The organism is Ruegeria sp. C5 (assembly GCF_056537605.1).
In genome coordinates this window covers 244,181-271,143 of sequence record NZ_JBQFRX010000001.1, presented here as the reverse complement: position 1 = coordinate 271,143, position 26,963 = coordinate 244,181, and the positions used below count along the sequence as shown (strand labels likewise).

The 26,963-nt window shown below is 55.8% G+C and carries 23 protein-coding genes and 1 tRNA gene; 9 read left to right on the top strand and 15 right to left on the bottom strand.

Annotated features, from left to right (window positions below; all coding sequences use genetic code 11):
* The first annotated feature begins 70 nt into the window (after positions 1-70).
* Positions 71-742, top strand: a complete 672-nt coding sequence (locus tag ACR0AW_RS01340; RefSeq protein WP_170405336.1) for a GntR family transcriptional regulator — start codon at positions 71-73, stop codon at positions 740-742.
* A gap of 57 nt (positions 743-799) precedes the next feature.
* Here ACR0AW_RS01340 and ACR0AW_RS01335 read toward each other — a convergent pair whose 3' ends face one another.
* Positions 800-2,107 carry an aminotransferase class I/II-fold pyridoxal phosphate-dependent enzyme gene (locus tag ACR0AW_RS01335; RefSeq protein WP_170732007.1) on the bottom strand — a complete coding sequence of 436 codons (1,308 nt, stop codon included), beginning with the start codon at positions 2,105-2,107 and terminating at the stop codon, positions 800-802.
* A 96-nt stretch (positions 2,108-2,203) separates the two neighbouring features.
* Here ACR0AW_RS01335 and ACR0AW_RS01330 point away from each other — a divergent pair, with 96 nt between their 5' ends.
* A complete protein-coding gene (locus ACR0AW_RS01330) occupies positions 2,204-3,082 on the top strand; it encodes a LysR family transcriptional regulator (protein ID WP_170732005.1) in 879 nt (292 codons plus the stop codon).
* Positions 3,083-3,189: 107 nt separating this feature from the next.
* Here ACR0AW_RS01330 and ACR0AW_RS01325 read toward each other — a convergent pair.
* From ACR0AW_RS01325 to pyrH, 11 genes are all read right to left on the bottom strand, one after another.
* Positions 3,190-3,279, bottom strand: a tRNA-Ser gene (locus tag ACR0AW_RS01325).
* Positions 3,280-3,343: 64 nt separating this feature from the next.
* Positions 3,344-4,171 carry an exonuclease/endonuclease/phosphatase family protein gene (locus tag ACR0AW_RS01320; RefSeq protein ID WP_170732004.1) on the bottom strand — a complete coding sequence of 276 codons (828 nt, stop codon included), beginning with the start codon at positions 4,169-4,171 and terminating at the stop codon, positions 3,344-3,346.
* Positions 4,172-4,258: 87 nt separating this feature from the next.
* The gene (locus ACR0AW_RS01315; protein ID WP_170732002.1) at positions 4,259-6,712 is read right to left on the bottom strand and encodes a DUF3772 domain-containing protein; all 2,454 of its coding nucleotides are present in this window, start codon (positions 6,710-6,712) and stop codon (positions 4,259-4,261) included.
* Complete coding sequence (locus ACR0AW_RS01310; RefSeq protein ID WP_170732000.1) at positions 6,712-7,746, bottom strand: cysteine synthase A; 1,035 nt, start codon at positions 7,744-7,746, stop codon at positions 6,712-6,714. Before ACR0AW_RS01310 ends, ACR0AW_RS01315 begins: the two co-directional genes overlap by 1 nt.
* A gap of 66 nt (positions 7,747-7,812) precedes the next feature.
* The gene (locus ACR0AW_RS01305) at positions 7,813-8,931 is read right to left on the bottom strand and encodes an NUDIX domain-containing protein (RefSeq protein WP_170731998.1); all 1,119 of its coding nucleotides are present in this window, start codon (positions 8,929-8,931) and stop codon (positions 7,813-7,815) included.
* A 29-nt stretch (positions 8,932-8,960) separates the two neighbouring features.
* Positions 8,961-9,401 carry a TrgA family protein gene (locus ACR0AW_RS01300; protein WP_170421264.1) on the bottom strand — a complete coding sequence of 147 codons (441 nt, stop codon included), beginning with the start codon at positions 9,399-9,401 and terminating at the stop codon, positions 8,961-8,963.
* 16 nt (positions 9,402-9,417) lie between these two features.
* The gene (locus tag ACR0AW_RS01295; RefSeq protein ID WP_170731997.1) at positions 9,418-10,626 is read right to left on the bottom strand and encodes an SAM-dependent methyltransferase; all 1,209 of its coding nucleotides are present in this window, start codon (positions 10,624-10,626) and stop codon (positions 9,418-9,420) included.
* Between the two features lie 69 nt (positions 10,627-10,695).
* Positions 10,696-12,120 (bottom strand): cryptochrome/photolyase family protein, encoded by a 1,425-nt coding sequence (locus ACR0AW_RS01290; RefSeq protein WP_170731995.1) that lies wholly within the window; start codon positions 12,118-12,120, stop codon positions 10,696-10,698.
* A 47-nt stretch (positions 12,121-12,167) separates the two neighbouring features.
* Entirely contained in the window at positions 12,168-13,394 is a 1,227-nt protein-coding gene (locus ACR0AW_RS01285) for an aminotransferase class V-fold PLP-dependent enzyme (protein WP_170731993.1), read from the bottom strand.
* On the bottom strand, positions 13,381-13,590 hold the full coding sequence (locus tag ACR0AW_RS01280; RefSeq protein WP_170645933.1) for a hypothetical protein: 210 nt from the start codon (positions 13,588-13,590) through the stop codon (positions 13,381-13,383). The genes ACR0AW_RS01285 and ACR0AW_RS01280 overlap by 14 nt, the downstream gene beginning before the upstream one ends.
* Before the next feature lie 137 nt (positions 13,591-13,727).
* Positions 13,728-14,480 carry a UMP kinase gene (pyrH, locus tag ACR0AW_RS01275; RefSeq protein WP_170405311.1) on the bottom strand — a complete coding sequence of 251 codons (753 nt, stop codon included), beginning with the start codon at positions 14,478-14,480 and terminating at the stop codon, positions 13,728-13,730.
* 97 nt (positions 14,481-14,577) lie between these two features.
* On the opposite strand from pyrH, the gene miaA reads away from it, so the two are divergent.
* The 5 genes from miaA (at position 14,578) to ACR0AW_RS01250 (ending at position 22,319) form a co-directional block, all read left to right on the top strand.
* The gene (miaA, locus tag ACR0AW_RS01270; protein WP_170731991.1) at positions 14,578-15,471 is read left to right on the top strand and encodes a tRNA (adenosine(37)-N6)-dimethylallyltransferase MiaA; all 894 of its coding nucleotides are present in this window, start codon (positions 14,578-14,580) and stop codon (positions 15,469-15,471) included.
* A gap of 351 nt (positions 15,472-15,822) precedes the next feature.
* Positions 15,823-17,493, top strand: a complete 1,671-nt coding sequence (locus ACR0AW_RS01265) for an ABC transporter substrate-binding protein (RefSeq protein WP_170393298.1) — start codon at positions 15,823-15,825, stop codon at positions 17,491-17,493.
* Between the two features lie 121 nt (positions 17,494-17,614).
* Positions 17,615-18,661 (top strand): ABC transporter permease, encoded by a 1,047-nt coding sequence (locus ACR0AW_RS01260; RefSeq protein WP_170393299.1) that lies wholly within the window; start codon positions 17,615-17,617, stop codon positions 18,659-18,661.
* A gap of 13 nt (positions 18,662-18,674) precedes the next feature.
* The gene (locus ACR0AW_RS01255) at positions 18,675-20,138 is read left to right on the top strand and encodes an ABC transporter permease subunit (RefSeq protein WP_170393300.1); all 1,464 of its coding nucleotides are present in this window, start codon (positions 18,675-18,677) and stop codon (positions 20,136-20,138) included.
* Between the two features lie 93 nt (positions 20,139-20,231).
* The gene (locus tag ACR0AW_RS01250) at positions 20,232-22,319 is read left to right on the top strand and encodes a dipeptide ABC transporter ATP-binding protein (protein WP_170393301.1); all 2,088 of its coding nucleotides are present in this window, start codon (positions 20,232-20,234) and stop codon (positions 22,317-22,319) included.
* A 115-nt stretch (positions 22,320-22,434) separates the two neighbouring features.
* Here ACR0AW_RS01250 and ACR0AW_RS01245 read toward each other — a convergent pair whose 3' ends face one another.
* From ACR0AW_RS01245 to ACR0AW_RS01235, 3 genes are all read right to left on the bottom strand, one after another.
* Complete coding sequence (locus tag ACR0AW_RS01245; protein ID WP_170731987.1) at positions 22,435-23,421, bottom strand: MBL fold metallo-hydrolase; 987 nt, start codon at positions 23,419-23,421, stop codon at positions 22,435-22,437.
* Between the two features lie 130 nt (positions 23,422-23,551).
* Positions 23,552-24,514 carry a LuxR C-terminal-related transcriptional regulator gene (locus ACR0AW_RS01240; RefSeq protein WP_170405297.1) on the bottom strand — a complete coding sequence of 321 codons (963 nt, stop codon included), beginning with the start codon at positions 24,512-24,514 and terminating at the stop codon, positions 23,552-23,554.
* Positions 24,515-24,601: 87 nt separating this feature from the next.
* Positions 24,602-25,180, bottom strand: a complete 579-nt coding sequence (locus ACR0AW_RS01235; protein ID WP_170405293.1) for a lytic transglycosylase domain-containing protein — start codon at positions 25,178-25,180, stop codon at positions 24,602-24,604.
* Between the two features lie 207 nt (positions 25,181-25,387).
* On the opposite strand from ACR0AW_RS01235, the gene ssb reads away from it, so the two are divergent.
* Positions 25,388-25,873: a single-stranded DNA-binding protein gene (gene ssb / locus ACR0AW_RS01230; RefSeq protein ID WP_170393305.1), complete on the top strand. Its 486-nt coding sequence runs from the start codon at positions 25,388-25,390 to the stop codon at positions 25,871-25,873.
* 18 nt (positions 25,874-25,891) lie between these two features.
* Positions 25,892-26,962, top strand: coding sequence for a site-2 protease family protein (locus ACR0AW_RS01225; protein WP_170731985.1), 1,071 nt, complete (start codon positions 25,892-25,894; stop codon positions 26,960-26,962).
* The last annotated feature ends 1 nt before the right edge of the window (position 26,963 follow it).

The window sequence follows — 26,963 nt, the reverse complement described above, 5'->3', positions numbered from 1 at the left end:
CCCCATTCGCCTTGGCAGCAGTTGTTTTATTGAATACAGAATTCATGAAGGACAGAAAGAGAGGCTCCGAGTGGCTCTGAAACAAATCAAAACACAACGCAGACGCCTGGCGGACGAGGTCTATGACCAACTGGTCGAAGCCATCATGAGTCGCGAGATCACCGGTGAAGATCGGCTGGTGCAAGAAAAGCTGGCGGCCGAGTTGAACATCAGCAGGACGCCTGTACGCGAAGCGCTCATGCGGTTGGAGACTGAAGGCGTGTTGGAAGTGGCCGCCAGCGGCGGATTTCGATTGGCGCGCATGGACCAGACCGAGGTGCGGCAACTATACCAGGCACGTGCCGCGATCGAAGGACAAGCCGCGCGCATACTTGCGGTACACGCAGAACCAGAGGTGCTGGATCGATTGCGTGAACTCATTCGTCGCGAAGAAGATCTGAGCCAGCCAACGACCCGAGACTATTTTATCGCAAACCGACGCATTCATCGTGCCTTCATGGTTGAGGCGGGCAACAAATTTCTTATCGATATGTTCGATATGATCTGGGGCAAAGCGATGGCGTTCCATCTGTTTTCAGCGATTGAGAATGTTGATATCTCCAAATCGCTCGGAAACCACCTGACGCTAGTTGACGCGATAGCGACGGGTGATGTCACCGAAGCGCTGGAAACTTTCACCAGCCACATTCAGGAAGGTTTCGACCTTCAGATCGAAGGTCTGAAAGAAGCGGATAACGGTTAAACCGCGTTTCTGAGCGAGCGGCCAATCAGGGCCCTTGCCTGATTGTCCGCAGCTTGTTCAAATCACGAAATGCAGCCTGTCGAACTCAGCGCGCCATCCAGATACCTCGGTTAGAACGGATTCACCGCTCAAGCCACGTCGGATCAGTTCCGCCAGACGCTCTGCATCTCCTGCTGTCATACCCCACCGGACCAGCTCGGGCGTGCCGATCCGTAGGCCATTCATGTCGCCTTCCACCGGCTCAACTGGCAATCCGATGCCACATGCCAGAAACCCGGATTTACGAAGCAGTTTGGAGGCAGTCTGACCGCCACCATACGGCGCTGCCAGTACCGCGAATTGATGAGAATTGGTGAAACCCTCTCCACCCGCGAAGACCGGAACACCTTGCGCATCCAACGCGGCAGCAAGTGCTTTGGACATCGCAATCATCTCATCTGCATAGGCTGAGCCGAACTCTTTCCAATCCAGCATGGTGACGGCAAGTGCAGCCGTTTTTGCGGCATCAAAGTTGGCTGTCATACCGGGGAAAGCAATTGCATCCAGCGCCTTGGCGATTTCTGCATCGTTCGACACAATCAGACCCCCGGCCGGTCCGCCCAGGCTTTTGTAGGTACTCATGGTCATGAAATGCGCACCCTCCTTCAGCGGGTTGCACCACGCACGCCCTGCGATGATGCCGCACTGATGGGCGGCGTCGAACATGACCTTTGCGCCAATTTCATCTGCTATGGCACGCACCTCGGCCACAGGATGCTCAAACAGGTTCAGACTGCCGCCTATCGTGATTAGCTTGGGGCATTCGGTCTTCGCCAATGCCCTCAAGCGTTCCAGATCAACGGTATACCCATCCGCATTGACGGGGGCCTCAATAGAGCGCAGACCAAACAGCCCCGCACACCCCGCCAAATGATGAGTCACATGGCCACCAATCGATGCTGGCGGAGCGATTATCGCATCACCGGGTTTGCAGGTCGCCATAAAACCATAGAGGTTGGCAATTGCGCCCGAAGGCACGCGAACCTCGGCGAATTGCGCGTCGAAAACATCGGCACACAACTCTGCTGCGATGACTTCGATCTCTTCGATCGCCTCCAACCCCATTTCATATTTGTCACCGGGATATCCCAGCGATGGTCTGGACCCGATGCCTGACGACAAAAGTACCTCGGCCCTTGGGTTCATGACATTTGTCGCCGGGTTGAGATTGAAGCACTCTTTTTCGTGAATGCGCCGGTTTTCCTCTGCCAGATTCTCGATCCGGGCCAGTAAATCGCCAGACGACAACGATGCGGCCTTGGTCGCGATATCCTGAATCAGGGTTTCGCTTGCGGCAGGCACCCAGTCTCTTTGTACAAGTGTCATCTGACATCCTCCTGTTTTTCGCAGTTTGGCGGCTTTCGCGTGACACCGCAAAGCAGAATTGTTATTTCTTGGCGTAGAAAAACTAAGGTTAGATCGATGAGTGTCGCTCCCAAACGCCCCAAGGGACCTCCGCTGAATGCAATGAGGGCGTTCGAGGCCGCGGCGCGGCATGTCAGCTTTGTCGCGGCGGCGGAAGAGCTGAACGTTTCTCCGGGTGCGATCTCACAGCATGTAAAGGCGTTGGAGGGTTGGGCAGGTGCGCCGCTGTTTCGCCGCAACGCGCAAGGGGTTGAACTGACGCCCCAAGGTCAATCACTTGTCGCTGTCTTCACCACAGCCTTTGATCAGATGGGCGATGCCGCTCGGGCCTTGCGAAACCTTAAACCAAATGCCGATTTTCACATCGCCGCTTTGCCTGCTGTTGCCCAACTCTGGTTGCCCAAACGATTGCGCCGGATCAGAGAGTGTTTTCCGCATATCAATTTTTCGGTCACGGCGCTGGAAACACCACCCAGCCTGTCGCGTGAGATGTTCGATTTGGCGATCTTCTTCGCGACCTTGGACGAAGCACCTGACCAAATTGTGCTGTGCGAGGATGAAACCCAACCGGTTTGCGCGCCTGCTCTGCTGGATCGGGTGACCGGCAACAACGGGTTTCAAGGCACTCCCTTGTTGCACGATCAGACGTGGAGCAGCGATTGGTCCACATGGTCGCGAAGCACAGGTTGTGAGGTCCCAGATGTCAAAACTGGCCCGCAGTTTTCGCTTTACAGCCTTGCCGTGGAAGAGGCCAAGGCCGCAGCTGGCGTGCTAATGGGGCACCTATGCTTACTCGAAGAGCCATTGAAATCTGGTGCACTAGTAACGGCCCACGCGCAATCCTGCCCGACAGGGCGTGCTCTAGCGGTTCAAGTGCCAGTGGCATCGCGACGAAGACCCGAAACCGATCAAGTCATCGCCTTGTTGTCAGATTGAGTCAAATCTCATCAATCCGGTGCATTGTGCACGTCACTTCACATTGAAAGCCGTGCACAAAACAGTCTCGCATAGACCGCAAGGCAACTCAGATTTCATAGGGCATATGGCGGAGAGACAGGGATTCGAACCCTGGAGACGGTTTCCCGCCTACACACTTTCCAGGCGTGCGCCTTCGACCACTCGGCCACCTCTCCGGTAGAGGTGACTTATGCGAATTTCTGAACCGAGCGCAAGGCCCCTTTCGCAAAAATGGACGGGTCAGAAAATACGAAAGCTGGCAACAAATGGCAGATGATCCGACACCTCATCCTTGAACGCCTCGCGCCCCATATTCATGGTCCAGTGCATTGGAAACAGTCGCAGGCTGCCTCGGACATAATCGGTGGAATAAGTGCGTGATACGGCAAAACCGTCCAGCAAATTGGCGCGACCCCTATCCAGAATATGCGAAAATCGGTCTTGCAGATCCCAGCACGAAACAAAGTCCATCATGTCATCCCCACCAAGATGGTGGAAATTGCTGACGTCCTGACCGGGGATCATGTTGAAGTCGCCCATCAGCAGAATCGTGCGTTGTGTCAGACCGGGGGTCGAGCGGATTTCAGCGATCTTATCACCGATGATCTTGCATTGGCTGTCACGTATCTGCTGCTCGGGCCGGTCTCGTCCGGATTTAAGATGCACAGCGATCAGCTTGGCCTTGAATTTGCCGACCTCGACATCGGCGATCAAGGCCTGACGTCCGCCGGGATCGTCACCTTCCGAGCCGTCGATCAGCTGCAAACCTGTCACCGAGACCCCCGGTTTGTGCAGAAACCCGATATGGATATTGCCGTTGGGCTGCGGCAGAATCTTGACCTGATAGTCCAGCCCCTTATCGGCCAGACCCAAGGCCAGCCGATCGATATGTTCGATTGGGCTGACCTCGACCAGAGTGATCAGTTCGGCGTCCAGCAGGGCCAGCCCTTCGATTTGATGGGTGACCCGGTCACTGCTGGCTGGAATACCCAGACTTGTGTTTACTGGATTGAAGCCGGCCAGATTCCAGACGGCAATACGCGCGAGGCTGTGTGAAAATGTAACCATCAAAATTCCTCCTGCAAATGACTTCAGACTACATCAAAATGAAACAGTCCGATAACCATTTGCGGGAAAATGCCGATTGCATCACGCTCAGTGGTTGTCGCCCTCGCCGTCATGATCCCCTGCCGCGTCCAGATCGTCTGCTGTCATGTCCACTGGTTTTGTCGATGGCGCTTGGGGTGATAGGTCGTCATCCACGGCAGAAGCATCATTGGACGGATCGGACTGACCCGTCAGCACCTCAGGGTTACGGAGCCACAGGTCACGCTGCGCGAACGGGATCTCGATACCTTCCTCAACGAACCGGCGATTGATCTCGTGGTTCATGTCGGATTTGACAGACAGCACCCAGTTCACATCCCGCAGGATTGCGCGGATTTCAAAATCCAACGAGTCTGCACCGAAGCCCTGGAACACTACACTGGGCGCGGGATTGGCCAGAACCATCGGGTGCCCGTTTGCGATCTCGCCCAGAATAGTTTCGACCTTGCGGGTATCGGTACCATAGGCGACGCCTACAGGCACGATCACTCGGCCAATCGTATTGCCCCGGGTGTAATTCGTAACCACCCCACTGATCAGGTCCGAGTTTGGAACGATCACATCCGTCCGGTCGAACGTCTCGATCCGCGTCGACCGGACTGAGATATCGCGCACATATCCCATCATCCCGTTCACATCGATCCAGTCACCTTTGGAGATAGGACGCTCAACCAGCAGGATGATCCCTGAGACAAAGTTCGATACAATGGTCTGAAGACCGAAACCGATGCCGACCGACAAAGCACCCGCCACGATCGCAAGCGAGGACAGGTCAAAACCGGCAACCATGATAGCGATCAGTGCAGCTAGAAAAATTCCGACATATCCGGTACCCGACACGATGGCATTCTGCCCGCCGGGATCAATGCTGGTCTTCGGCAGCAGTGAATTGCGCAGCCCGCTTTGCAGCAAACGGGTCAGCGTATATCCAATGGCGAAAATGGCAACGAACGTCAGGAAGTTACTGGGTGAAATCGTAACCCCGCCAATATCGAACCCCAGCAACAATCGCGACCAAGCTTCAAGCAGATCCGTCTGCCGCGCGCCCCAGTAAAGCGCTAATATCGGCAACGCCAGAATGGCAAGCGCGAACCCGACCAGAACCGAAAACAGTGAATCGCGCGCGGCGTCGCCCTGCCCCGAAAGCCAGCCATATACCGTACCAATAAATCGCTGCACGATCACTAGAGCTGCAATCAGAACCAGCGTTTTGATGGCAGGAAATACGATAGCTTCGGCAGCGTTAATGTATCCGAAAGCCCCCAGGATTGGAGTCGCAATCCCAAGCATGAACAAGGCGCGCCGCAGGAACTCGACCAATTGGCTGAACCCTGCGCCACGGCGGGTAGCTTCCTGGTCCGTCTGTTCTTGCTGAGGCTCTGATTGGCGGACCTGACGCACACGCAGCAGAAGAAGGGCAGACACCACAACGATCGGGAAGCCAACAACGGCGCGGGTCGCGTCAGAGATATTCTCGATCTGCTCGAACAATTGCGCCAGCTCGTGCAAAATAAGCATGACCGCCAACAGGTCTATATAAACCCGCAATTCTCTGATTTTGCCTGCGGACAGTCTTTGGAAGTTCTGCGCCGCTCCCATCAGATAGACCTGCCGGCCGATCCAATCAAAATAGAAGATAATCGCGGCCCAATAGGGGATTTGCTGGAACAAAAGTGTACCGCGCAGGCCCAGCACGCCAGTTAGCACGACGGCGGTGACCAACGCCAACACGCCCAACCAAGGCAATAGAATGCGCAACAGCGAGACAATAAAGGTCCAGACCCCGCTGCCGCTACCTCCTAGCGAGCGGAGATATTCGCCGCCTTTCTCGGACCATTTGCGCCCAAACAGCAATAGAACTGCTGAAACAACCAACAGCACGAGAATGCCAAGACCGCGCTCGCGGATTTGTTCGCGCACCACATCAGAGCGCAAGTTTTCGATGGTTTCGTTAATAAGGCTGTGCGTCGCCTCTTTGATGTCGACCCAAGCTGGTCCCCAATAGACGGGGTTGAGCGGCGACGGCCCGCGTTTCAGCATCTCTTTCTTTTGTCGGTCTCGGACTATCCGATCAATTTCGCTGATCAGCCCATTCGCGCGACTGAAAGCCTCTTCCGAGATGATGCGGGGAACACGCAAACTGTTCAGTTGTGTTTCGAGTTGCGCACGCAGCTTGGCAATGTCTTCGGCCTCGCTTTCCCCTTCAGCCGGCTTTGGGCCAAGCGCCTTGAGTTGGCTTTCCAGCGTCTGAATACGATCGGTGTTGGCACCTCGGGCTTTGTTAAAGTCTTCGCGATACTCATTTATTTCCGAACGCAAATTCTCTAATGCTGCGTTGGATGCACGGTTCGCGCGAATAACAGATTCCGCCCGGTCCGCCGTGCTGACCCAGCCCTGATAATATTCGCTCTGCCGGTCAGTAAGTTGGGCAGAGGCGATCCCGCCCAAACCAATCAAGCAGAATAGCACCAGAACCAGACACAGGCGGACCTGTCGCAGCATCACACGTCCTCAAACACGCCAGGAATACTGCGCGGCGCTTCGGTCATCCAATCGGGCACGGGAAGTTCCTTTTCACGCAGGAATTCAGGATTGAACAGTTTGGATTGATAGCGGGTGCCGTAGTCACACAAAATCGTAACAATGGTGTGCCCTGGCCCCAGTTCTTTCGCCAAACGGACGGCACCGGCAATGTTGATCGCGGTTGACCCGCCCATCACCAGACCCTCTTCGCGCAGCAGATCGAAGATATAGGGCAGCGCTTCGCTATCGGTAATCTGCCAGGAATGGTCAGGTGTGAACCCTTCGAGGTTCTTGGTAATCCGCACCTGTCCGATACCTTCTGCGATAGAACCTCCCTCCATCGCGATCTCACCAGTGGTGTAGAAGGAATAGAGCCCCGCCCCCATCGGATCAGCCAAACCGATCTTGACACCCTTGGGCTGCAACGCTTCGGCCACCCCGGCCAGAGTACCACCCGATCCAACGGCACAGATGAAGCCATCGACTTTACCGCCGGTCTGCTCCCAGATTTCGGGACCAGTGGTTTCCACATGTGCCTGACGGTTGGCGACATTGTCGAACTGATTGGCCCAAATCGCGCCATTTGGTTCGGTTTGAGCCAATTGTTCGGCCAGTCGGCGCGAATAATGCACAAAGTTGTTGGGATTACGGTACGGCGCCGCAGGCACCTGCACAAGCTGAGCGCCCGCCAGGCGGAGCATATCCTTTTTCTCTTCAGATTGGGTTTCGGGAATGACGATCACCGTCTTGAACCCCATCGAGGCACCAACCAGCGCCAGACCGATGCCGGTATTCCCGGCCGTGCCCTCAACAATCGTGCCGCCGGGTTTCAGATCACCGCGCGAAATCGCATCGCGGATGATAAACAACGCAGCACGGTCTTTGACGGACTGACCCGGGTTCATGAATTCGGCCTTGCCGAGGATCTCGCATCCCGTTTCTTCGCTGACGCGACGCAGCCGGATCAAAGGTGTTTTACCGACGGCGTCGGCAAGGTCTCGTGCAATGCGCATGGCATCCTCTTGTCATATGGTATTGCAGCAGATTTACAGGTGCCCTGACGCGATCACAAGCAGGGATCACTTAGCGCGCAGTCGATCGCGGTTCCGCGCCAACCAATAAGCAAGAGTTAGAAGCGGCAGATCCTTGAAAACATGAGCATCTACCATGCTCATGAATTCATCAAACGGCAGAATTCTGCTGCGGATATCCTCACCTTCGGAAGCGAGGCCACCGCTTTCAACCGTACTAGTCAGATCCCCAAGACCGACATAGAGATAAACATATTCTGTTGACGATCCGCTGGATGAATAGGCACCACCTGCATATTCCAGTTGGTATAGTGAAATCTGCGCTTCTTCCATGGCCTCGCGGGTGGCCGCCTGCTGAGGTGTTTCGCCCGGGTCGATCATGCCAGCCACAGGCTCCCACATCCACGGCTCGGGGTCGTCGATCAGGAACACGGGCGCGCGGAATTGCTCTACCAGCAACACCGTATCGCGCACCGGATCATAAGGCAGGACGACCACTGCGGACCCTTGCATCAATCCATTGCGATGCAGCACCGGACTCATCTCGCCGTTATTCTTACGATGCTGCAGTTCAATTTCATCCATCCCAAAATAGTTGACATAGGCGCGCCTGCGGTACTGAACGATCACGTCATCCGCAACGCTCCGCTCATCCCCCGTTCCACGTTGTCTTGCTGCTAATCTGGCCCAGGCGCGTGTTCTTATGGCTGGAAAGCTGCGCACGATGTCCGAGGCATCGACTCTTCCGTAATGGGCCATCACCTCGTCTGCTGCGAACACCGAAAGCGCACCCCAATCCCTGATCCAGGTTTCAAGATCCCACGGTGCGCCTTTTTTCCAAATGTCAGTATCCGGAAAGAACACCAAGGCCTGATGTTCTTTTCCATCCTCAGTCACGATTGTCTCCTGGCGCAGTTCATATTCGAAACCGCCTTCATAGAAGGCCAATCGACTACGCTCAACGTCACCTAGGCCCTGCACCAGAACGCCACTGGCCTTACTGCCCTTTTCGGTGACAATCATTGGAAAGGGTTGATCTTGAACCGCGTATACGGCGTGATCCGGCAAAACAGCCTGCATCGCCGATAAATCGCCTGCGCTGCGACCCATGACGAGTTCCAGCAAAGAGACATGGCGCAAAGTGCCATAGAAAAACAGATTGGACAAAGCAGAGGCCCCAAATTGGCAGATCAGATTTAACGCCAGCGGCGAAAGGCAATTTCGGTAAGTATCCCGCTGAGAACAGCACCAAAACCCAGCGTAAGCAGGATTTCCGGTGCCAGAAGCTGTTCACCATAGCCAATCCCGATCTGAAAGATGGCAAGCAGAGCCTCAAACGGACCACCAAACCGATGGCGCATCGCCTGACTGAACATCTCGTAGGTGCCCTGAACGAACAGCCCCCAGAACACCAGCGCCGCAACACCGGTCAAACCGTTGTTGACGGCCGCGGTCCAGCCACGGCCAGCACGTTTACCCATGACGACCCAGCCGCAGATCCAACCCAGGATTATGTTCACGTAGGTGAAATAACCATAGTCTTTACCCTCTTCCCCGTTGTCGATGATCATGCCCGACACAAGGAACGCGATCACCAGCAGACACAACGCGGCGGTGAGACGTGAGGCTGTAGGCATCCGATTTTTCCGTTCTTCAACTGGGTTTGGCTATCGTGATCTGTGTCACATCACAATTACCGGTGTCAAAGGCTGCGCCACATGCGGTCAAATAATAATTCCACATGCGGCGAAAACGCTCATCAAACCCCATCTCCGATATCTGATCCCACTTGGCATTGAAGGTCTCGTACCAGCGCCGCAGGGTCAGATCGTAGCTTTTGCCAAACTCTTTTGAGCGTACAACGGTCAACCCCGCCTGATCGATCTGATCTCTAAGGATAGACGGTGCTGGCAACATCCCGCCGGGAAAGATGTATTTCTGAATGAAATCAACGCCGTTCTTGTAAATATCCCAACGATGATCCGCGACCGTGATGATCTGCAAAGTGGCATGGGCACCCGGCTTCAACCGATCACGGACCGTGTTGAAATATGCGGGCCAATATTTCTGACCGACCGCCTCGAACATCTCGATCGAGGCAATTCCATCATATTGACCCTGCTCATCGCGGTAGTCCTGTAGTTTGAACTCCACCAGATCAGAAAGCCCTGCTTTTTCAATTCGCTCTCTAGCAAACTTCAACTGCTCTTGGCTAATGGTCAGCCCGGTGACGCGCAGCCCACGCTCTTTCGCGGCATATTCGGCGAACCCGCCCCAGCCGCACCCGATCTCAAGGATATGATCCCCCGGTTTGGCCCCCATTTCATCCACCAGGCTGGCGTATTTCGCAGTTTGCGCCTTTTCGAGGCTTTCCTGACCCGTTTCAAATATGGCACTGGAATAGGTCATCGTGTCATCCAGCCACAGGCCATAGAAGTCATTGCCGAGATCATAGTGATACGAGATGTTCTTTTTCGCCTGCGACCGGTTGTTACGATGCAACCAGAACCGCAGTCTTTCATAGGCTCGCACAAGAAACTGTCCGGTAAAATCATCGTAGACCGTCTCAGTTCCCAGATGCACGAGGTCCATGAAACTGCGCAGATCCGGTGTGCTCCAATCGCCTTCAAGGTAGCCGTCAGAGAATCCCAGCTCTCCCTCACGCACCAACCGGGCAAAGACGTCGGGGTCGTGAATATCCACATGCGCCACCGGACCAGGTTTAGGCGCATCCGCGCGGAAAATGCGTCCGTCGGGCAGCGCGATGTCAAGTCGGCCGCGCTCCATCCTCTTCAGCATCTTGAAGACTTGTGTAAAATATCTCGGCAGGTTTTCCTGCCCTTCGGTGCTCGTCAGGAACATCCGCTCTCCCCTCTGCGGTTGCGGGTCAAAGCTAGGGCGGGATTCGGTTTCTGGCAAGTTTTCAGTTCCTTACTGGTCTTTTCCGGCATTATACGCGCCCAACGCACGGGCGCGGCCTTCCTTCAGCCCCACCACCGGTGCGGGATACATCTGGTCAGGAGAAAGCCCCCATGATCGCGGCACGGCATCAAAATAGGCTAGCGCGGTCGATGGCGGCTCGGATTGGCCCTCGGCAATCCAGCGACGCACATAACCTGAGTTTGGATCAAACCGCTCGCGCTGTGTGTCGGGATTGAAGATACGGAAATACGGTGCGGCATCAGGGCCACAACCGGCCACCCATTGCCATCCCATCGCATTTGCAGCTGGGTCCCAGTCGATCAGGCAATCCCCGAACCAGTCTGCGCCGATTTTCCAATGCGTCATCAGATGCTTTGTCAGATAACTCGCGACAATCATCCGAGCCCGATTGTGCATGCGTCCGGTGACATACATTTGTCTTAGACCTGCATCGACAAGCGGAATTCCGGTTCTTGCCTGGCGCCACGCGCGCACTTCGGGCGTGTCGGGATCAGTATTCCAAGGGAATGCGTCCCATTCAGGCTTCCAATTGGCACTCAGAAGATGCGGCCAGTGGTACATTAAGTGATATGCGAACTCACGCCACACAAGCTGACGCAGATAGCCTTCACCACCATGCGCCCCGGTTTGGTCGGCGATTTGCACCCGATGCCAGATTGTACGCGGCCCGATCTCGCCCAGTGCAAGGTATTCTGAAAGATCAGAGGTTCCAGATTGATCCAGTTGATCCCGCTGTTCGCGATACTGATCAATACGTTCTAGAAACGCATCCAACTGGTCCAGCGCCGCATTTTCGCCCGGGTGGACAAACGGGCGGACCACTGCGGCCCCGCGCTGCATATCCCGATCCAGTCGCCAATCAGACAATTGATCGGACGCAGGCCAGGTTTTCGGCGTCATAAGCCGCGTGGGCGCGGGCTCGGGCAAAGAGACTTCGCGCCCCTGCACTGATCGCCACATCGGAGTGAAGACCCGAAACGGCTGGCCGGTTTTGGTGGCGATCGTCCAAGGCTCAAACAAAAGCAGGCCAGCAAAAGACTGTGCCTGGATACCCTGTTCGGTCAAAGCAGCCTTGATCTGGGTATCCCTGTTGATCGCCTCCGGATCATAAGCCCGCGTCCAGAATACGGAGCCTGCCCCAGTTTCTCTGACCAGTTCACAAAGAACATCCAGTGCTTGACCCTGGCGCAGTATCAACTTGCTGCCAAGCTGCTCAAGCCTGCCGGCAAAAGCGTCAAGGCCCAGACCAAGGCGCCATTTCGGCGCGGCACCCAAAGTCTGAACCTGATGATCGAGAACAAATACGGGCACGATGGGTCGACCTGATTGCACCGCCGCGCTCAGCGCCGGATGATCTCCTAACCGAAGATCGCGCCTGAACCACAAAATGATCGGAGAATGATCAAAATCCATGTCCGCCCCATGTTTTCTTCGAACTACGAAGCGCCGCAGAAACTGGATCACAAAACGCGGTCAAGCGCCTCCAAAAGCTGATCAATTTCCTGTCGACTGGTGTAGTGTGTAAAGCTAAGGCGCAAGACCCCTTGTTCTGCGTCAACGCCCATCGCTTGCAACGGGCGATGTGCGTAGAAATCACCGCCACCCGCCATGATACCGTGTTTGGAAAGCTCGGCAGCAACAGGCTCGGCCTTCTTATTCAGACTTAACGCTACCGTCGGTGCGCGCCGACTGGCATCAGACGGTCCGATCAGGCGCAGAGCGTTCCGGTCTTTGACCGCGTCCAGCAGAGGTTGCAATAAAGCGACCTCGTGTTCCCGCATCAGATCATGCACAAAGGACCCCCTTGCCGAAGCTCCTGTTTCCGGTCCTCCATGATGGGCACAAAGTAGGTCCACATAGTCCGCCATGCCTGCGCTGGCCGCGATCTGAGCATGGTCAGGCCCGGCTGGTGTGAACCGCTTAAAAAGAGTGTCGCCGTTGAAATAATGCGCTTGGTTGGGCAGCAATTCACCCAGAGCTCGTCGAATAACCATGCAACCCTGGTGCGGGCCATAGGTTTTGTAGGCGGAAAACAGATAGATATCTGGGCCCAGATCACCGACATTGGGGAACCCGTGCGGTGCGTAAGAGACCCCGTCGACACAGGCAAAAGCACCCGCAGCATGGGCGATCGCGGTGATTTCGGTGACCGGGTTGATTTCCCCAACGACATTCGAGCAATGCGGAAAGCACACCAGCCGCACTTTCTCGTCCAGCAAATTCTCCAAATCTTGCGGGTTCAAAGACCCACTCTCCGGATCAATCTTCCATTCCCGAGTTTCGATCCCCTCATCGGCCAATCGCCGCCAGGGCCCCGAGTTTGCTTCGTGGTCCTGATTGGTCACGACAATCGCTTCGCCCGGCTGCATCCACTGCCGGAATGCCTGAGCCAGTACATAGGTGTTCTGCGTCGTCGAAGGGCCAAAGCTCAGCTCATCTGTTTCCACCCCCAATATCGCGGCAAGTCGCGCTCGTGCTTCGTCCATTTCCGCGCCACCCGCATGGCTCGCCTCATAGGGCGCGTAGGGCTGAACCTTTCGCTGGGTGTAGAACCGGCTCAACCGATCAAGCACAGGTTTGCAGGTATAGGATCCACCTGCATTCTCAAAAAAGGCCTGTCCTTGAAGGCTGGGTTCCGAAAAGGCCGGGAACTGTGCCCGAACGAATTCAATATCAAGAGCGCCCATCGCATCTCTCTCCCTTATCATGCACTACAGTCCGGGTCGTTGCCCGCGCAAAGTCCGGACATCCCCGAAAACAAGGCAGGTCTTCCAGCCCAGCCGCAGGTCCTTGGAACGGGTAAGGATCGACGGCAGCCCCCATGATGGCCCCATCACCACCAGCAGACCCGGCCAGATAGCCAGAGGTAGAAGGTTGGGTCAAGTGATTGCGTTAATGGTATTTTTTGCCGCCACGCAATGCGTGCACTGACGAAGTCATTGGCCCACGCGGGGCTTAGTTTCTTTTAAGTAGGAAAATGCCGGGCAGAGATGCCCGGCTCAGTGTTGTTCAAATCAGCATTAGCCCTGAACTTTGGTATAAGTCCCCTCACCCGCCAGGATGCCGCGGAACCCGCCGGGTTCATCCAGACCGAAGACGATCAGTGGCAGATTGTTGTCGCGCGCCAATGCAATGGCCGATGCGTCCATCACGCGCAGCCGCTTGGCCAAAACATCGTCATAGGAAACCTGATCATAGCGCACTGCATCCGAGTGTACTTTGGGGTCTTTGTCATAAACGCCATCCACACCGTTCTTGCCCATAAAGATCGCCTGACACGCCATTTCGTTAGCGCGCAGAGTCGCGGCGGTATCGGTGGTGAAATAGGGGTTCCCGGTTCCTGCGGCAAAGATGCAAACCCGTTTTTTCTCAAGGTGACGAACAGCACGGCGGCGAATGTAGGGCTCGCACACCTCATCCATCCGAATGGCCGAAATCACACGTGTAAAGACCCCTACCCCCTCCAGCGCGGATTGCATCGCCAGCGCGTTCATGACAGTCGCCAGCATGCCCATGTAGTCGGCTGTCGTACGCTCCATCCCCTGCGCCGAACCAGACAGACCACGGAAGATATTGCCACCACCGATGACCATGCAAATCTCAACACCAAGATCATGAACCGATTTGACCTCTTGCGCGATGCGCTGAACGGTGGGCGGATGCAGTCCGAATCCCTGATCTCCCATCAGCGCCTCGCCGGAAATCTTCAACATGACACGGTCATATGTTGTTTTTGGGGTCTCGGTGGTCTCGACGGAAGGGGAAAGGCTCATGTTGCGCTCCGGGCTGGCACGGGGTTATTTTCCGGCGCAAAATGAAGCAAAACCTCCGCAGGTTCAATGCGGATAGTCAGGAACGGGGCAACCAGTCATGGCCGACAACTCTGAGAACCGGCTTTTGGCGCAATTGCCGTCGATTCCCGATGACAAACCTGTATTGATCGCCGGGCCCACTGCCTCGGGTAAATCGGCGCTGGCGCTGTTAATCGCCGAGCGTTTCGGAGGCGTGATTGTCAACGCCGATGCCAGTCAGGTCTATGACTGCTGGCGTATTATCTCGGCCCGCCCCTCGCCCGAGGATGAGGCCCGCGCACCGCACCGTCTGTATGGGCATGTTGCCTATGACCAGACCTATTCGACTGGTCATTGGCTGCGAGAGGTCACGCCGATGCTGTCGCAACGCCCTCGTCCGATAATCGTCGGAGGGACCGGTCTGTATTTCACAGCTCTGACCGATGGGATGGCCGATATCCCCGCAACCCCGCCGGAAATCCGGGAACACGCGGATAAGTTGCCGTTGCAAGAACTAATCGCGGGTTTGGACGGTCTGACCCTGCAGAGGATCGACACCCAAAACCGCGCGCGTGTTCAGCGCGCCTGGGAGGTTCAGAACGCAACCGGGCGATCCCTTTCGGATTGGCAGGCTGACACCCCCGCCCCGATACTGGATATTCAAAACACGGTGCCGATTGTTTTCGACGCCAGAAAAGACTGGCTGCTGGATCGCATCAACCGACGGTTCGACCTGATGTTGGACCAAGGAGCTATAGAGGAAGTGGAGGCCATGCGCGATCGCTATGACCCCTCTTTTCCCTCCTGTAAAGCGATCGGCGTTCCGGAGCTAATGGGCTACCTGGACGGCCGCATGACACTGGATGAGGCGCGCGAAAAAGCGACGATCGCGACACGTCAGTTTGCCAAGCGCCAACGCACATGGTTCCGTGCGCGCATGAAGTTCTGGCATCACCTTGACGCAGCGCGTTGAAGGTTGCAGCCGCCGGATACGATAAAGCCCAATATAACAACGCCTTAATCAGCACCATGGTGAGCGATAGATATGTATCCATCTATCCGTCACAACGTGTCTCGTTTCCTTTCACATTGAAACTTTCCGAACCTCACTTTCTGCCCGGATGTCGTTTTTGTACCATCTATGACGATTTCCAACATTGACGCAGGGAAAAAACTGGTGCCGAATGCGGCTATGGGGATGTTGATAAATCGTAAATCCAAGCCCGTGGCCCTACCAACCGAGACCAAACGGTCCCTGTAGTGCCCGGCTCTATCAATCAGAAACACGAAATCTAAAAAAATTATGTGTCACAGGGAGACATCTATGGAAAACCAGACAATCAACGGAAAGCCGATGCATTGGGCGGCAGAGATGCACGCCAAGGAATATCGTGAGGGCAATCTGAGCCGTCGTGAATTTCTGGCCCGTGTAACCGCGCTGGGCGTTGCCGTACCGACGGCATATGGCATGATTGGCCTGCAGTCACCGGCAGCCGCTGCCGAACCTCAGCGTGGCGGCACCATCCGCTATCAAATGGAAGTGCGCGCACTGAAAGACCCGCGCACATATGACTGGACGCAGATCGCAACCTTCACGGCTGGCTGGCTGGAATATCTTGTCGAATACAATAATGACGGCTCGTTCAAACCCATGCTGCTGGAAAGCTGGGAAGCCAATGATGACGCCACTGAATACACGCTGAACGTCCGCAAAGGTGTGAAGTGGAACAATGGTGACGATTTCACTGCCGAAGACGTAGCTCGCAATATCGAAGGTTGGTGCGACGGGTCTCTGGAAGGGAACTCGATGGCCTCGCGCATGGCCTCACTGATGGATGAGAGCACTCAGAAAGCCGCAGATGGCGCCATCACCGTTGTCGACTCGCATACAGTCAAGCTGAAGTGCAACGCGCCGGATATCACGATCATCCCCGGCATGGCAGATTATCCGGGTGCAATCGTACACAGCAGCTTTGATGCAAATGATATGCTGTCCAACCCAGTTGGTACGGGTTTCATGATGCCCGAAAGCCATGAGGTCGGCGTGAAGGGCGTTCTGGTCCGCAACGAAGGCTTTGACTGGTGGGGCTACGAAGCTGGTAAAGGCGGCTATATCGACCGGATCGAATTCATCGATTATGGCACTGACCCTGCTGCTTTCTTGGCCGCCTATGAGGCCGAAGAGATCGATATGAACTGGGAATCGGTTGGTGAGTTTGTCGACATCTTTGACAGTATTGGCCTTGTCCGCTCGGAAATCCCATCGGGCTTTACCATTGTCATTCGCCCCAACCAGCTGGCTGAAGACGCCGATGGCAACAAAATCTATGGCGACAAGAGGGTCCGTCAGGCCCTTGCCATGGCAGTTGACAACGCCGTCTGCCTTGAACTTGGCATGTCCGGCTACGGCATCACCGCCGACAATTGTCATGTCGGCCCGATGCACCCCGAGTACGACTCGGCTGTGACGCGTATCCCTTACGATCCGGCAGGCGCAAAGGCGCTGATGGACGAAGCGGGTATGGGCGATTTCGAGCACGAAGTGCAGTCGATCGACGATGACTGGCGTCGCAATACCACGGCTGCGGTAGTGGCTCAGTTGAACGATGCGGGCATCAAGGCAAAGCACACGGTTCTGCCTGGTTCGACATTCTGGAACGACTGGACCAAGTACCCGTATTCCTCGACCAACTGGAACCACCGCCCGCTGGGCACGCAGGTTCTGGCACTGGCGTATAAGTCGGGTGTCGCTTGGAATGAATCTGGTTTTGCCAACGAAGAGTTCGACAAGCTGCTGGCCGAGGCGAACTCGATCGCGGATGTCGATATGCGCCGTGAGGTGATGGCGAAACTGCAGGCTATCATGATCGACGAGGGCGTGGTCATCCAGCCCTATTGGCGGACCGCGATGCGTCACCACCGCGACAATATGGTCGGTGTCGAAAAGCACATTGCGGACCTGCCGCAGCTTTATAAGTTCGGCCTGACTTCCTAAGCCGAAACCTACAAGGGCCGCGCCAATCTGGCGCGGCCCTTCGTCCTCAATACGGCGACCAGAATAATAGCAATGCGTGGGGCGAAATGCCTGTCACGCCAGCCGATCAACAGGGGCTAACATGGGACTTTTTATTCTAAGGCGTGTGGGGATTATGCTGCTGACAGCATTGTGCCTGACATTCCTGGTCTTCTTCCTTACCAATCTCTACCCGAACCTGGAAAAGCTTGCGAAGACGCAGGGCAATTTCAGGATGTCTGATGAACAGGTCGAAAGCTATCTGGAGAAAAACGGCTACCTCCAGTCCACGCCGATCAAATACGGTGAATGGCTCGGTGTCCTGCCCTCGTTCCGACACACGAATGAGGACGGTACCGTTCAGGGCAGATGTATCCTGCCAGGCAAAACTGCCGAGGAATCTCCGAATTTCTGCGGTATCCTGCAGGGGTACTGGGGATATTCAACTGTCTTCAAGGAAGAGGTCTCTACCGTTGTTGGCAATCGGCTGGCACTGACCGGACGGCTGATGTTCTGGGTGATGCTGCTGATGGTCCCTTCGGCACTCATTCTGGGCATCCTGGCCGGGATGAAGGAAGGTTCGGCCACTGACCGGACGCTTTCAACCTTTGCCATCACGACGACGGCGACCCCAGAATACGTCTCGGGCGTTATCTTCATAGCGATCTTCACATCCTCCGCCGTCGGGTTGAAATGGTTCAAAGGCACCGCCACGCAAGCGATGGAGAACCCGACGTTCGAGAACTTCTTCCTACCAGTTCTGACCATCGCGCTTTACGGGATGGGCTATATCGCCCGGATGACTCGCGCCTCAATGACCGAGGTGATGACGGCGCAATACATCAGGACGGCGCGTCTGAAAGGCGTGTCATTCCCGAATATCGTCATGAAACACGCGCTGCGCAACGCGCTTATCGCGCCCTTTACAGTCATTATGTTGCAGTTCCCATGGCTGCTGAATGGTGTCGTGATCGTCGAGACCCTGTTCAACTACAAGGGCTTTGGCTGGGCGCTTGTACAGGCAGCGGGCAACAATGACATCCAGCTGCTGCTGGCGATCTCGGTCGTGTCGGTCTTTGTGGTGCTGGTGACGCAGCTGATCTCGGATATCGGCTATGTCTACCTCAACCCGCGCATCCGCATTTCGTAAGGAGGGATAGATCATGGAACCACTTACCTGGACCGGCTCTATCGCCTTCCTGAACCCGCTGTTGATGCTTGCGTTGGGACTGATGCTTTTGTCCATCGTTGTCTGGATGCTGGCAAGTATCGTGCTGCCCGAAGATCAGATGATTGTGAATGCCGATGGGACGCTCAGTTCGAGCTCTGGCCTGAGAATCCTGATACAATCGGCGCTGCGCTATAGCTTTTTGGCAAGTGTGGGAATCGCGGTGGCGTACATTGTCCTTGGCATCCTGATGGGGACCAGTGCTGGCATCATCGGCGCTATCTCTCAGCAGTTTCTGCCCGTCTGGCTGTCGCTGATCATCCTTTATGCGATGTCGATTGCGTTCAAGCGCAAGCTGGGCCTATATGGCAAGCTGTTCGACAGCCCCATTGGTATGATCGGCTTTGGCCTTGTGATGTTCTGGGTGTTCACCGGCATATTTGGCGCACTCGATCTGATCGTGACCCACGATCCCCTGTCGCAGGTCTCGGGTATGAAGAACAAAGTGCCGGGCACCCCGCTTCCCAATCTGGAGGACGGTCAATACGCTTGGTATTTGCTGGGTGGAGATAACCTCGCGCGCGACGTCTTTAGCCGTATGGTTAAAGGTGCCTGGATCGTCGTGCAGATCGCGCCGCTGGCGACGATGTTTGCCTTCATGGTCGGTATCACTCTGGGTTTACCCGCAGGCTACTATGGCGGGCGTCTGGATACGCTCCTGTCATTCCTCGCGAACCTGATCCTGGCCTTTCCCGTGATCTTGCTGTTCTACCTTTTGGTCACGCCCGAGATCGTAGCGACCGGCGTGCCGAACTATATGGCCGCGATCCTGTTCGTGTTCCCGATCATCTTCCTCGGCGTTCTACTGAATTCGCGTTTCTATACGCGTCCCAGTTTTCGAACGCCTTTGTTGATCGGGGTTCTGGGTGTTGCGCTCTGGCTCTACCTGTCGCTGATTTCGACCGGTGGCTACATCATCAACACCGACAGCTACCGCATCTGGGGTCTGCCGACCTACCTTGATCTGTTCGATATTCCAGGCGGTATTCTGGTGGTGTTCGTCTCGGTGGTCTTCGTGAACTCTCCGACCGTGTTCCGCATCGTACGCGGACTGGCGCTGGACATCAAAACTCGCGACTATGTGGCTGCGGCCCAAACGCGCGGCGAGGGTCCTTGGTACATCATGCTGTGGGAAATCCTGCCCAACGCGCGTGGCCCGCTGATCGTCGATTTCTGCCTGCGCATCGGCTACACGACCATCCTGCTTGGAACCTTGGGTTTCTTCGGGCTGGGGCTGCCACCGGAAAGCCCGGACTGGGGCTCGACGATCAACGAGGGGCGCAAGCTTCTGTCGATCTATCTACATCCCGCACTGCCGCCCGCGCTGGCATTGCTGTCGCTGGTTCTTGGCTTGAACCTGCTGGCGGATGGTCTGCGCGAAGAAAGTCTGAAGGACTGATTGTGATCGAGGCCGGGGGCTCTGCCCCCGGACCCCCGAGATATTTTTAGCCAGATGAAGGGAAACCCCCGGACTCTCGCGAGGAGTAATAAGATGAACAAACTGGCGGATTATGACGGGCCAATCCTGGAGATCGACAAGCTTTCGATTTCCTTCTTTACCCGCCTTCGTGAGATCCCTGCCGTGATGGATTTCTCGGTCAGTGTGCAACCCGGCGAAGCCGTCGGTTTGGTGGGTGAATCAGGTTGTGGGAAATCTACCGTGGCGTTGGGTGTCATGCAGGATTTGGGCAAGAATGGCCGCATCGTCGGTGGCTCGATCAAGTTCAAGGGGCGTGATCTGGGTGAAATGACCACCGAAGAGCTGCGCGACATACGTGGCAATGAAATCGCGATGATCTATCAGGAGCCGATGGCATCGCTGAATCCGGCGATGAAGATCGGCAAGCAGCTGATGGAAGTGCCGATGATCCACGAAGGTGTGGGCGCGGAAGAGGCCTACGCGCGTGCGCTGGAGGTCGTCACCGATGTACGCCTGCCCGACCCTGAGCGGATGCTGAACTCGTTCCCGCATCAGCTGTCAGGCGGTCAGCAGCAGCGGATCGTGATTGCGATGGCGCTGATGTCGAAACCTGCCTTGTTGATCTTGGATGAGCCAACAACCGCTCTGGACGTGACGGTCGAGGCCGCCGTGGTCGAGTTGGTCAAGGATCTGGGCAAGAAATACGGCACCTCGATGCTGTTCATTTCGCACAATCTGGGTCTGGTGCTGGAAACCTGCGACCGGCTGTGCGTGATGTATTCAGGTGAAGCCGTCGAGCGTGGCTCGATCAAGGATGTATTCGACGAGATGCAGCACCCGTATACGCAGGCGCTGTTCCGCTCGATCCCGCTGCCGGGCGCTGACAAGAACTCGCGCCCACTGGTCGCCATACCGGGTAACTTTCCCCTGCCCCATGAGCGGCCTCCGGGCTGTAACTTTGGTCCGCGCTGCGACTATTTCGAAGAAGGCCGCTGTGACGCCAAGGATATCCTGATGGAGGCGGTACCGGGCAACGACCGACACCATACGCGATGCTTGAAATTCCAGGAAATCGACTGGAACGCGCCAATCACCGTTGGTGAACAGAAAGAGAAAGGCGAGATTGGCCGGACTGTTCTGAAAATGGACAACCTCAAGAAATACTATGAGGTGGCTGCGAATGCATTGTTCGGCGGTGGTGAGACCAAAGTGGTCAAGGCCAATGAGACGCTAAGCTTTGAAGCGCATGAATCCGAGACGCTTGCCATCGTCGGCGAATCCGGTTGCGGCAAATCCACTTTTGCGAAGGTCTTAATGGGGCTGGAAACGGCCACCGACGGGCAGATCCTGCTGGACAATCGCAATATCGAGGACGTGCCCATCGAAGAACGCGACGCCAAGACCGTTGGCGAAGTGCAGATGGTGTTTCAGAACCCGTTCGACACGCTGAACCCGTCGATGACCGTAGGCCGTCAAATCATCCGGGCGCTGGAAATCTTTGGCGTCGGTGACTCCGAGGCCGATCGCAAGAAGCGGATGCTGGAACTGCTGGATCTCGTGAAATTGCCCCGCGCCTTCGCGGACAGGATGCCACGCCAGCTATCAGGCGGTCAGAAGCAGCGCGTCGGTATCGCCCGCGCCTTTGCCGGTGATGCACGGATCGTGGTTGCGGATGAACCGGTTTCGGCGCTGGACGTATCCGTACAAGCTGCCGTTACAGACCTGTTGATGGAAATTCAGCGCGAGCACAAAACCACGCTGCTGTTCATCAGTCACGACCTTTCAATCGTGCGCTATCTCAGTGACCGTGTGATGGTGATGTATTTGGGGCATGTGGTTGAACTGGGCACCACCGATCAGGTCTTTAGCCCACCCTATCATCCCTACACTGAGGCATTGCTAAGTGCGGTTCCAATCGCGGACACATCGATCGAAAAGCAGCACATCGTGCTTGAGGGCGATATTCCCTCGGCCATGAACCCGCCGCCGGGTTGCCCGTTCCAAACACGCTGTCGCTGGAAATCAGAAGTGCCGGATGGGCGATGCGAATCCCATGTGCCTCCGGTGCAAACACTTGCGGATGGTCATCAGGTGAAATGTCACCTTGCCGAAGACATTCTGGCCAAAATGGAGCCGGTTATCAAAATTGCGGCCGAATAAATCCGCGCGAACGAAAGAAAAGGGCCGGTCAAAGACCGGCCCTTTCAATTTGCGTCACGTTTTTTGGGGAGACAGGCGACGCAGGTCGTGGGTGAGTGGCAGTTTCTGATCGTAATCAGCCCGTCATCACGTTGTTGCCGAAGTGCATGAACTCCTGATTCATACCCGCCACATCTCCGGCTTCCAGTTTTAGACTGGCGCTGTCGAGCATCTTGTAACTCTGCTGGCTTTTGACCCAATCGTCTGCGGCCTGCAGCGTCGTAAGCGTGTATGACGTAACCTCATTGAGGTAGTGCGTCGGGATGATGATCTTGGGCTTGAGCTTGGCGACAATATCGTTGCCCTGATCGAAGCTAAGGATGTGTTCCGATCCGTCGACGGGCAAAGTCAGCACGTCTACCTGTCCCATAGCATCCCAGAACTCCTGAGGCGGATTGTGGCGGTTGTCGCCCCAGATCAAGGTGCGAATGCCTCCGGTTTCGACAAGGTAGACCACCATATCCATATGTCCGACGTTGTTGGGCGGACAAGCTTCCGCGCCAAACTCGGCCAAGGCGTTGGTCCATTCGTACCAACCTGGCGCAACGCAGGCATGTTTGTCAGCAAAACCTGTGATCTTAAGATCAGCAAATTCAAAATTGCCCGCCATCCTGTCTAAAACCATTGTGGAACTTGGTCGCTCGATAGCGTCATGGTCAAAATGAGCATGAGTGGACATGGTGATATCAACTGGGATCTGCGGGAACTCGTTGCGGAACCACAGGCCCCATGCGCCGGAGGGATCATCGCGCCAAGGATCAAACAACACGGTCACTCCGTTTGGAGAGGTAATTTTGATCGCGCAGTGACCGTAATAATCGATTCCAACCGCTCCCGTGCTTGCCTGACCAGTCGAGCCCTGTAGATCGATTACGTGGTTATTATTGCCAGGCTGCAGCCAGGCCTGCGATTGCGCCTCGGCCGGTTTGCTACCCAACAGTGAGGCCCCTGCACCGACACCGGCGGCCCCGGCAGCCATAAAGAACGATCGACGCGACAGACCACTTGCCAATGTGTCGCGTTCTCCGTTTAGAATTGTGGGTTTCAGATCTTTGCGATCCATTTTTTATCCTCCCGAGTTGAAAAGGCCCGGCTTGGTCCGCACCCTTGCGACCAGCCTAGCGCGCGTGGCACAGGTTGCTCAGATCAGAAAAATCGGGGGGGAATATGGGGGAAATCCCCATATTCAGAAATCACGAAATCGACAAAAGATGGCTTCGCAAGTTCTGGTCACGGCCTTCGAGGCCAAGTTTTCGACGAATATTGTTACGATGAAAATCAATTGTAGAAGTTTCGCGCGACATCGCCCGGGCGATATCTTTCGTGGTTTTGCCCGACATGACCAGCTGAGCAATTTCGATCTCGGTCGGCGTCATGACCGAAAACGCATCCGAAAGTTTGTCGGAAATCATTGAAGTAATCTCTTGCAGATTACGCTCGGCCAATTCCAGATAAACTTGCGAGGCGTCGCCTTCGGTCAATAGCCCGCGCAACTTGTCCAGATAAGGCAACACCATCGTGCGAACCTGATCTACGATATCCTGATCCCGGTCTTTCCGATCGTCGTCCAAACTGGTCAACAGCACCCGTAGCGCCGTGTTTGTTTCCTGCAGCTCCCGCGTCCTCGCCGCGACGCGGTGCTCCAGTTGCGCCAGAGTTTCATTCAACTTCACTTCCAGCGCTCGGCGCAGGTAAACCTCTTGGATCAAAGCCAAATCCGATTCAACCATGCGCGCAAACTGTGCCAAACCTTCACGAAACAACAAGGCCCGGCGATTGCGGTGACGGTCCAAGACGCAGATTGTTCCGAATACCGAACCATCCGGCCACTTCAGCGGAAAACCGATATAGAAGGACATGCCATGCTCCATGTCCTCATTGTCGCTCCAGGCCGGGTCACAGGTTGCGTCCTCGACAACAAATTCGCCGTCGCGTTCCAGAACGCCCTGACAATAGAGCTTGGGGTTCAGTCGAAAATTCATGCCGACCGGGTATGGGTTTTCTGGATGATCCGATGTGATCAGAACCGCATGATCCGGCGCTTCGGTCTTCATGATCAAAGTGGCGGGCACATCGGCCAGCTGCGAAACAAGGTCGACCAAACGCTGCCAGTTCGCCATTGTTTCGGGTGGTATGTTGGGTCGATCTTGGATCATCGCAATTCGCACCAGTCCGAAAAGTTATCCAATCAGACTAGGACAGCGTTTGGCGGTAGATCAAGAAACAGACACGCTGCGGCGCAGCTAGCCCCCCCAGATCACTTTTACGTAGTTCTGGGTTTCCTTGTAGGGTGGAATTCCGCCGTGCTTTTCAACTGCTTTGGGCCCTGCATTGTAAGCTGCCAGTGCAAGGCGCCAGGACTTGAACTTGCGGTATTGCCAGGAAAGATAACGCGCACCACCCTCCAGATTCTGGATCGGATCGTGCGGATTGACGCCCAGCAGCCGCGCTGTCTGAGGCATCAGTTGCGCAAGACCCAAGGCCCCTTTGTGGGATTTGGCATTCGGGTTCCACCCGCTTTCTTGTTGAACAAGTCGCAGGAAAAGTTCTTCCGGCACGTTATGTTGCCGCGCTGCTTTTCTGGCATGATCCAGATACTGGCCCCGGTAGTTACCAGTGTAACGCTTGACGAATTTCCCACGCTCGGTCTTGGGTTTAAGCCGTTCAGAGCCGCGATATTGCGTAGCGGCCCGATTATCCAAAACCTTGGATTGCTTGAGGAATATCGCCTTGCGATTCTTGGTGGACAGCGTTTCTGCCTGCGTCGCGAACGACGTCAGACAAAGACCCAATACCGAGATACCACCGACCAGAAAACGCATTAATGCCAATCCTGCACCCTCAACAACCAATCAGATTATAGTTAAATCAGCCGGAAATGAAAGCTTGGTTAAGACAGTCCTAATGTTTTCCTGCTCACCGTTGCACGATCAATCATGTTTCAACCAAGTCGTAGCCCGTATAGGGTCAGCAGCAGAATACAGCGCCAGATTCGGGCGCCATCCAGTCAGAGTAAAACGAGGGAATATATGGCGGGTTCAGTCAACAAGGTCATTCTGATCGGCAATCTCGGTGCCGACCCCGAGGTGCGATCGTTCCAGAACGGTGGTAAGGTGTGCAACCTGCGCATCGCAACATCAGAGACATGGAAAGACCGCAACACTGGTGAGCGTCGGGATCGAACCCAATGGCACACAGTCGCCATCTTCTCGGAACCTCTGGTTCGCGTTGCCGAGCAGTATTTGCGTAAAGGCAGCAAAGTCTATGTCGAGGGCCAGTTAGAGACCCGCAAGTGGCAGGATCAGTCGGGGCAGGATCGCTATTCGACTGAGGTTGTCCTGCGCCCTTACCGCAGCGAGCTGACTATGCTGGATGCCCGCGGTGAAGGCGGCGGCGGTGGTGGTGGCTATGGCGGTGGTCAGGCCGGAGGAGGCTATGGTGATCCCTATGGTGGTCAGTCCAGCGCCCCTGCCCCTGCATCCGGCGGCATCGATGACGACGAGATTCCGTTCTAAACCAAACGGAGAAACAACATGGCATGGTCCTTCTCACTTGGCCGATTGCTCGGCTCGGAACTGAGGGTCCATGTCACCTTCTTACTGCTGCTCGCCTGGGTTGGTTTTGCAGCGTATTCCAGCGGCGGTTGGCCCGCTGCGCTCAACAACATCCTGTTCGTTCTGGCTTTGTTTGCCTGTGTCGTCGCGCATGAATTCGGTCACGCGCTCATGGCAAAGCGATACGGGATTCGCACCCCTGATATCACTTTGCTGCCAATCGGTGGACTGGCACGTCTTGAGCGGATGCCAGAAAAACCGATGCAGGAGGTTTGGGTCGCCTTAGCAGGCCCGGCCGTAAACGTCGTCATCTGGGCCATCCTCGTGGTTTTAGGCGCGGGGATACAACTTGGATCGCTGGCCCAGATCGACTCGGCAGGCACGAACCTATTGAGCCGTCTGGCCTATGTGAATCTGCTGCTGGCGGCCTTCAACATGATCCCGGCATTTCCGATGGACGGCGGGCGTGTATTCCGCGCCTTGCTATGTATGAAGATGGAACGTGCCAAGGCCACGCGGATCGCCGCCCTTGGCGGTCAGATCGTAGCGGTCGGGCTTGGTTTTCTGGGGCTGACCTCTGGCAACCCGATACTGGTTCTGATCGCCGTCTTTGTCTTCATTGCCGCGAATTCCGAAAACCAGGACGTTGCGCTACGTTCGGTTGCGCGGCGTGTTAAGGCCCGGGATGCGATGATCACCGAGTTCAAGGCGTTGTCGCCCGATGATACGTTGGCGACGGCGGCTCAAGCGGTCATTCATACGACCCAGCACGAGTTTCCCGTCTTGGCCGAGGATGGCAGCCTTTTGGGTTTTGTCACCCGTGACCGACTGTTCGCAGCGTTAGCAAGCGACCATCCCCGATCCGAGCCTGCAGCGTCGATTATGGATAAGAACATACCACAAGTCGCGCTCACCAGCGGTTTGGACCAAGTTCTGAATGGCCTGCATAAAGGTGCACCCGCAATTGCTGTATGCACCAAATCGGGACACATGGTTGGCTATATCACCCGCGAAAACATCGGCGAGCTGATGGTAATCCAGGGGCGCTGAA

Excerpts from the sequence above, each read along its gene's own strand:
- ACR0AW_RS01335 (WP_170732007.1), bottom strand. The coding sequence starts at position 2,107 with ATGACACTTGTACAAAGAGACTGGGTGCCTGCCGCAAGCGAAACCCTG.
- ACR0AW_RS01330 (WP_170732005.1), top strand. The coding sequence starts at position 2,204 with ATGAGTGTCGCTCCCAAACGCCCCAAGGGACCTCCGCTGAATGCAATG.
- ACR0AW_RS01320 (WP_170732004.1), bottom strand. The coding sequence starts at position 4,171 with ATGGTTACATTTTCACACAGCCTCGCGCGTATTGCCGTCTGGAATCTG.
- ACR0AW_RS01315 (WP_170732002.1), bottom strand. The coding sequence starts at position 6,712 with ATGCTGCGACAGGTCCGCCTGTGTCTGGTTCTGGTGCTATTCTGCTTG.
- ACR0AW_RS01310 (WP_170732000.1), bottom strand. The coding sequence starts at position 7,746 with ATGCGCATTGCACGAGACCTTGCCGACGCCGTCGGTAAAACACCTTTG.
- ACR0AW_RS01300 (WP_170421264.1), bottom strand. The coding sequence starts at position 9,401 with ATGCCTACAGCCTCACGTCTCACCGCCGCGTTGTGTCTGCTGGTGATC.
- ACR0AW_RS01295 (WP_170731997.1), bottom strand. The coding sequence starts at position 10,626 with ATGTTCCTGACGAGCACCGAAGGGCAGGAAAACCTGCCGAGATATTTT.
- ACR0AW_RS01290 (WP_170731995.1), bottom strand. The coding sequence starts at position 12,120 with ATGGATTTTGATCATTCTCCGATCATTTTGTGGTTCAGGCGCGATCTT.
- ACR0AW_RS01285 (WP_170731993.1), bottom strand. The coding sequence starts at position 13,394 with ATGGGCGCTCTTGATATTGAATTCGTTCGGGCACAGTTCCCGGCCTTT.
- pyrH (WP_170405311.1), bottom strand. The coding sequence starts at position 14,480 with ATGAGCCTTTCCCCTTCCGTCGAGACCACCGAGACCCCAAAAACAACA.
- miaA (WP_170731991.1), top strand. The coding sequence starts at position 14,578 with ATGGCCGACAACTCTGAGAACCGGCTTTTGGCGCAATTGCCGTCGATT.
- ACR0AW_RS01265 (WP_170393298.1), top strand. The coding sequence starts at position 15,823 with ATGGAAAACCAGACAATCAACGGAAAGCCGATGCATTGGGCGGCAGAG.
- ACR0AW_RS01260 (WP_170393299.1), top strand. The coding sequence starts at position 17,615 with ATGGGACTTTTTATTCTAAGGCGTGTGGGGATTATGCTGCTGACAGCA.
- ACR0AW_RS01255 (WP_170393300.1), top strand. The coding sequence starts at position 18,675 with ATGGAACCACTTACCTGGACCGGCTCTATCGCCTTCCTGAACCCGCTG.
- ACR0AW_RS01250 (WP_170393301.1), top strand. The coding sequence starts at position 20,232 with ATGAACAAACTGGCGGATTATGACGGGCCAATCCTGGAGATCGACAAG.
- ACR0AW_RS01245 (WP_170731987.1), bottom strand. The coding sequence starts at position 23,421 with ATGGATCGCAAAGATCTGAAACCCACAATTCTAAACGGAGAACGCGAC.
- ACR0AW_RS01240 (WP_170405297.1), bottom strand. The coding sequence starts at position 24,514 with ATGATCCAAGATCGACCCAACATACCACCCGAAACAATGGCGAACTGG.
- ACR0AW_RS01235 (WP_170405293.1), bottom strand. The coding sequence starts at position 25,180 with ATGCGTTTTCTGGTCGGTGGTATCTCGGTATTGGGTCTTTGTCTGACG.
- ssb (WP_170393305.1), top strand. The coding sequence starts at position 25,388 with ATGGCGGGTTCAGTCAACAAGGTCATTCTGATCGGCAATCTCGGTGCC.
- ACR0AW_RS01225 (WP_170731985.1), top strand. The coding sequence starts at position 25,892 with ATGGCATGGTCCTTCTCACTTGGCCGATTGCTCGGCTCGGAACTGAGG.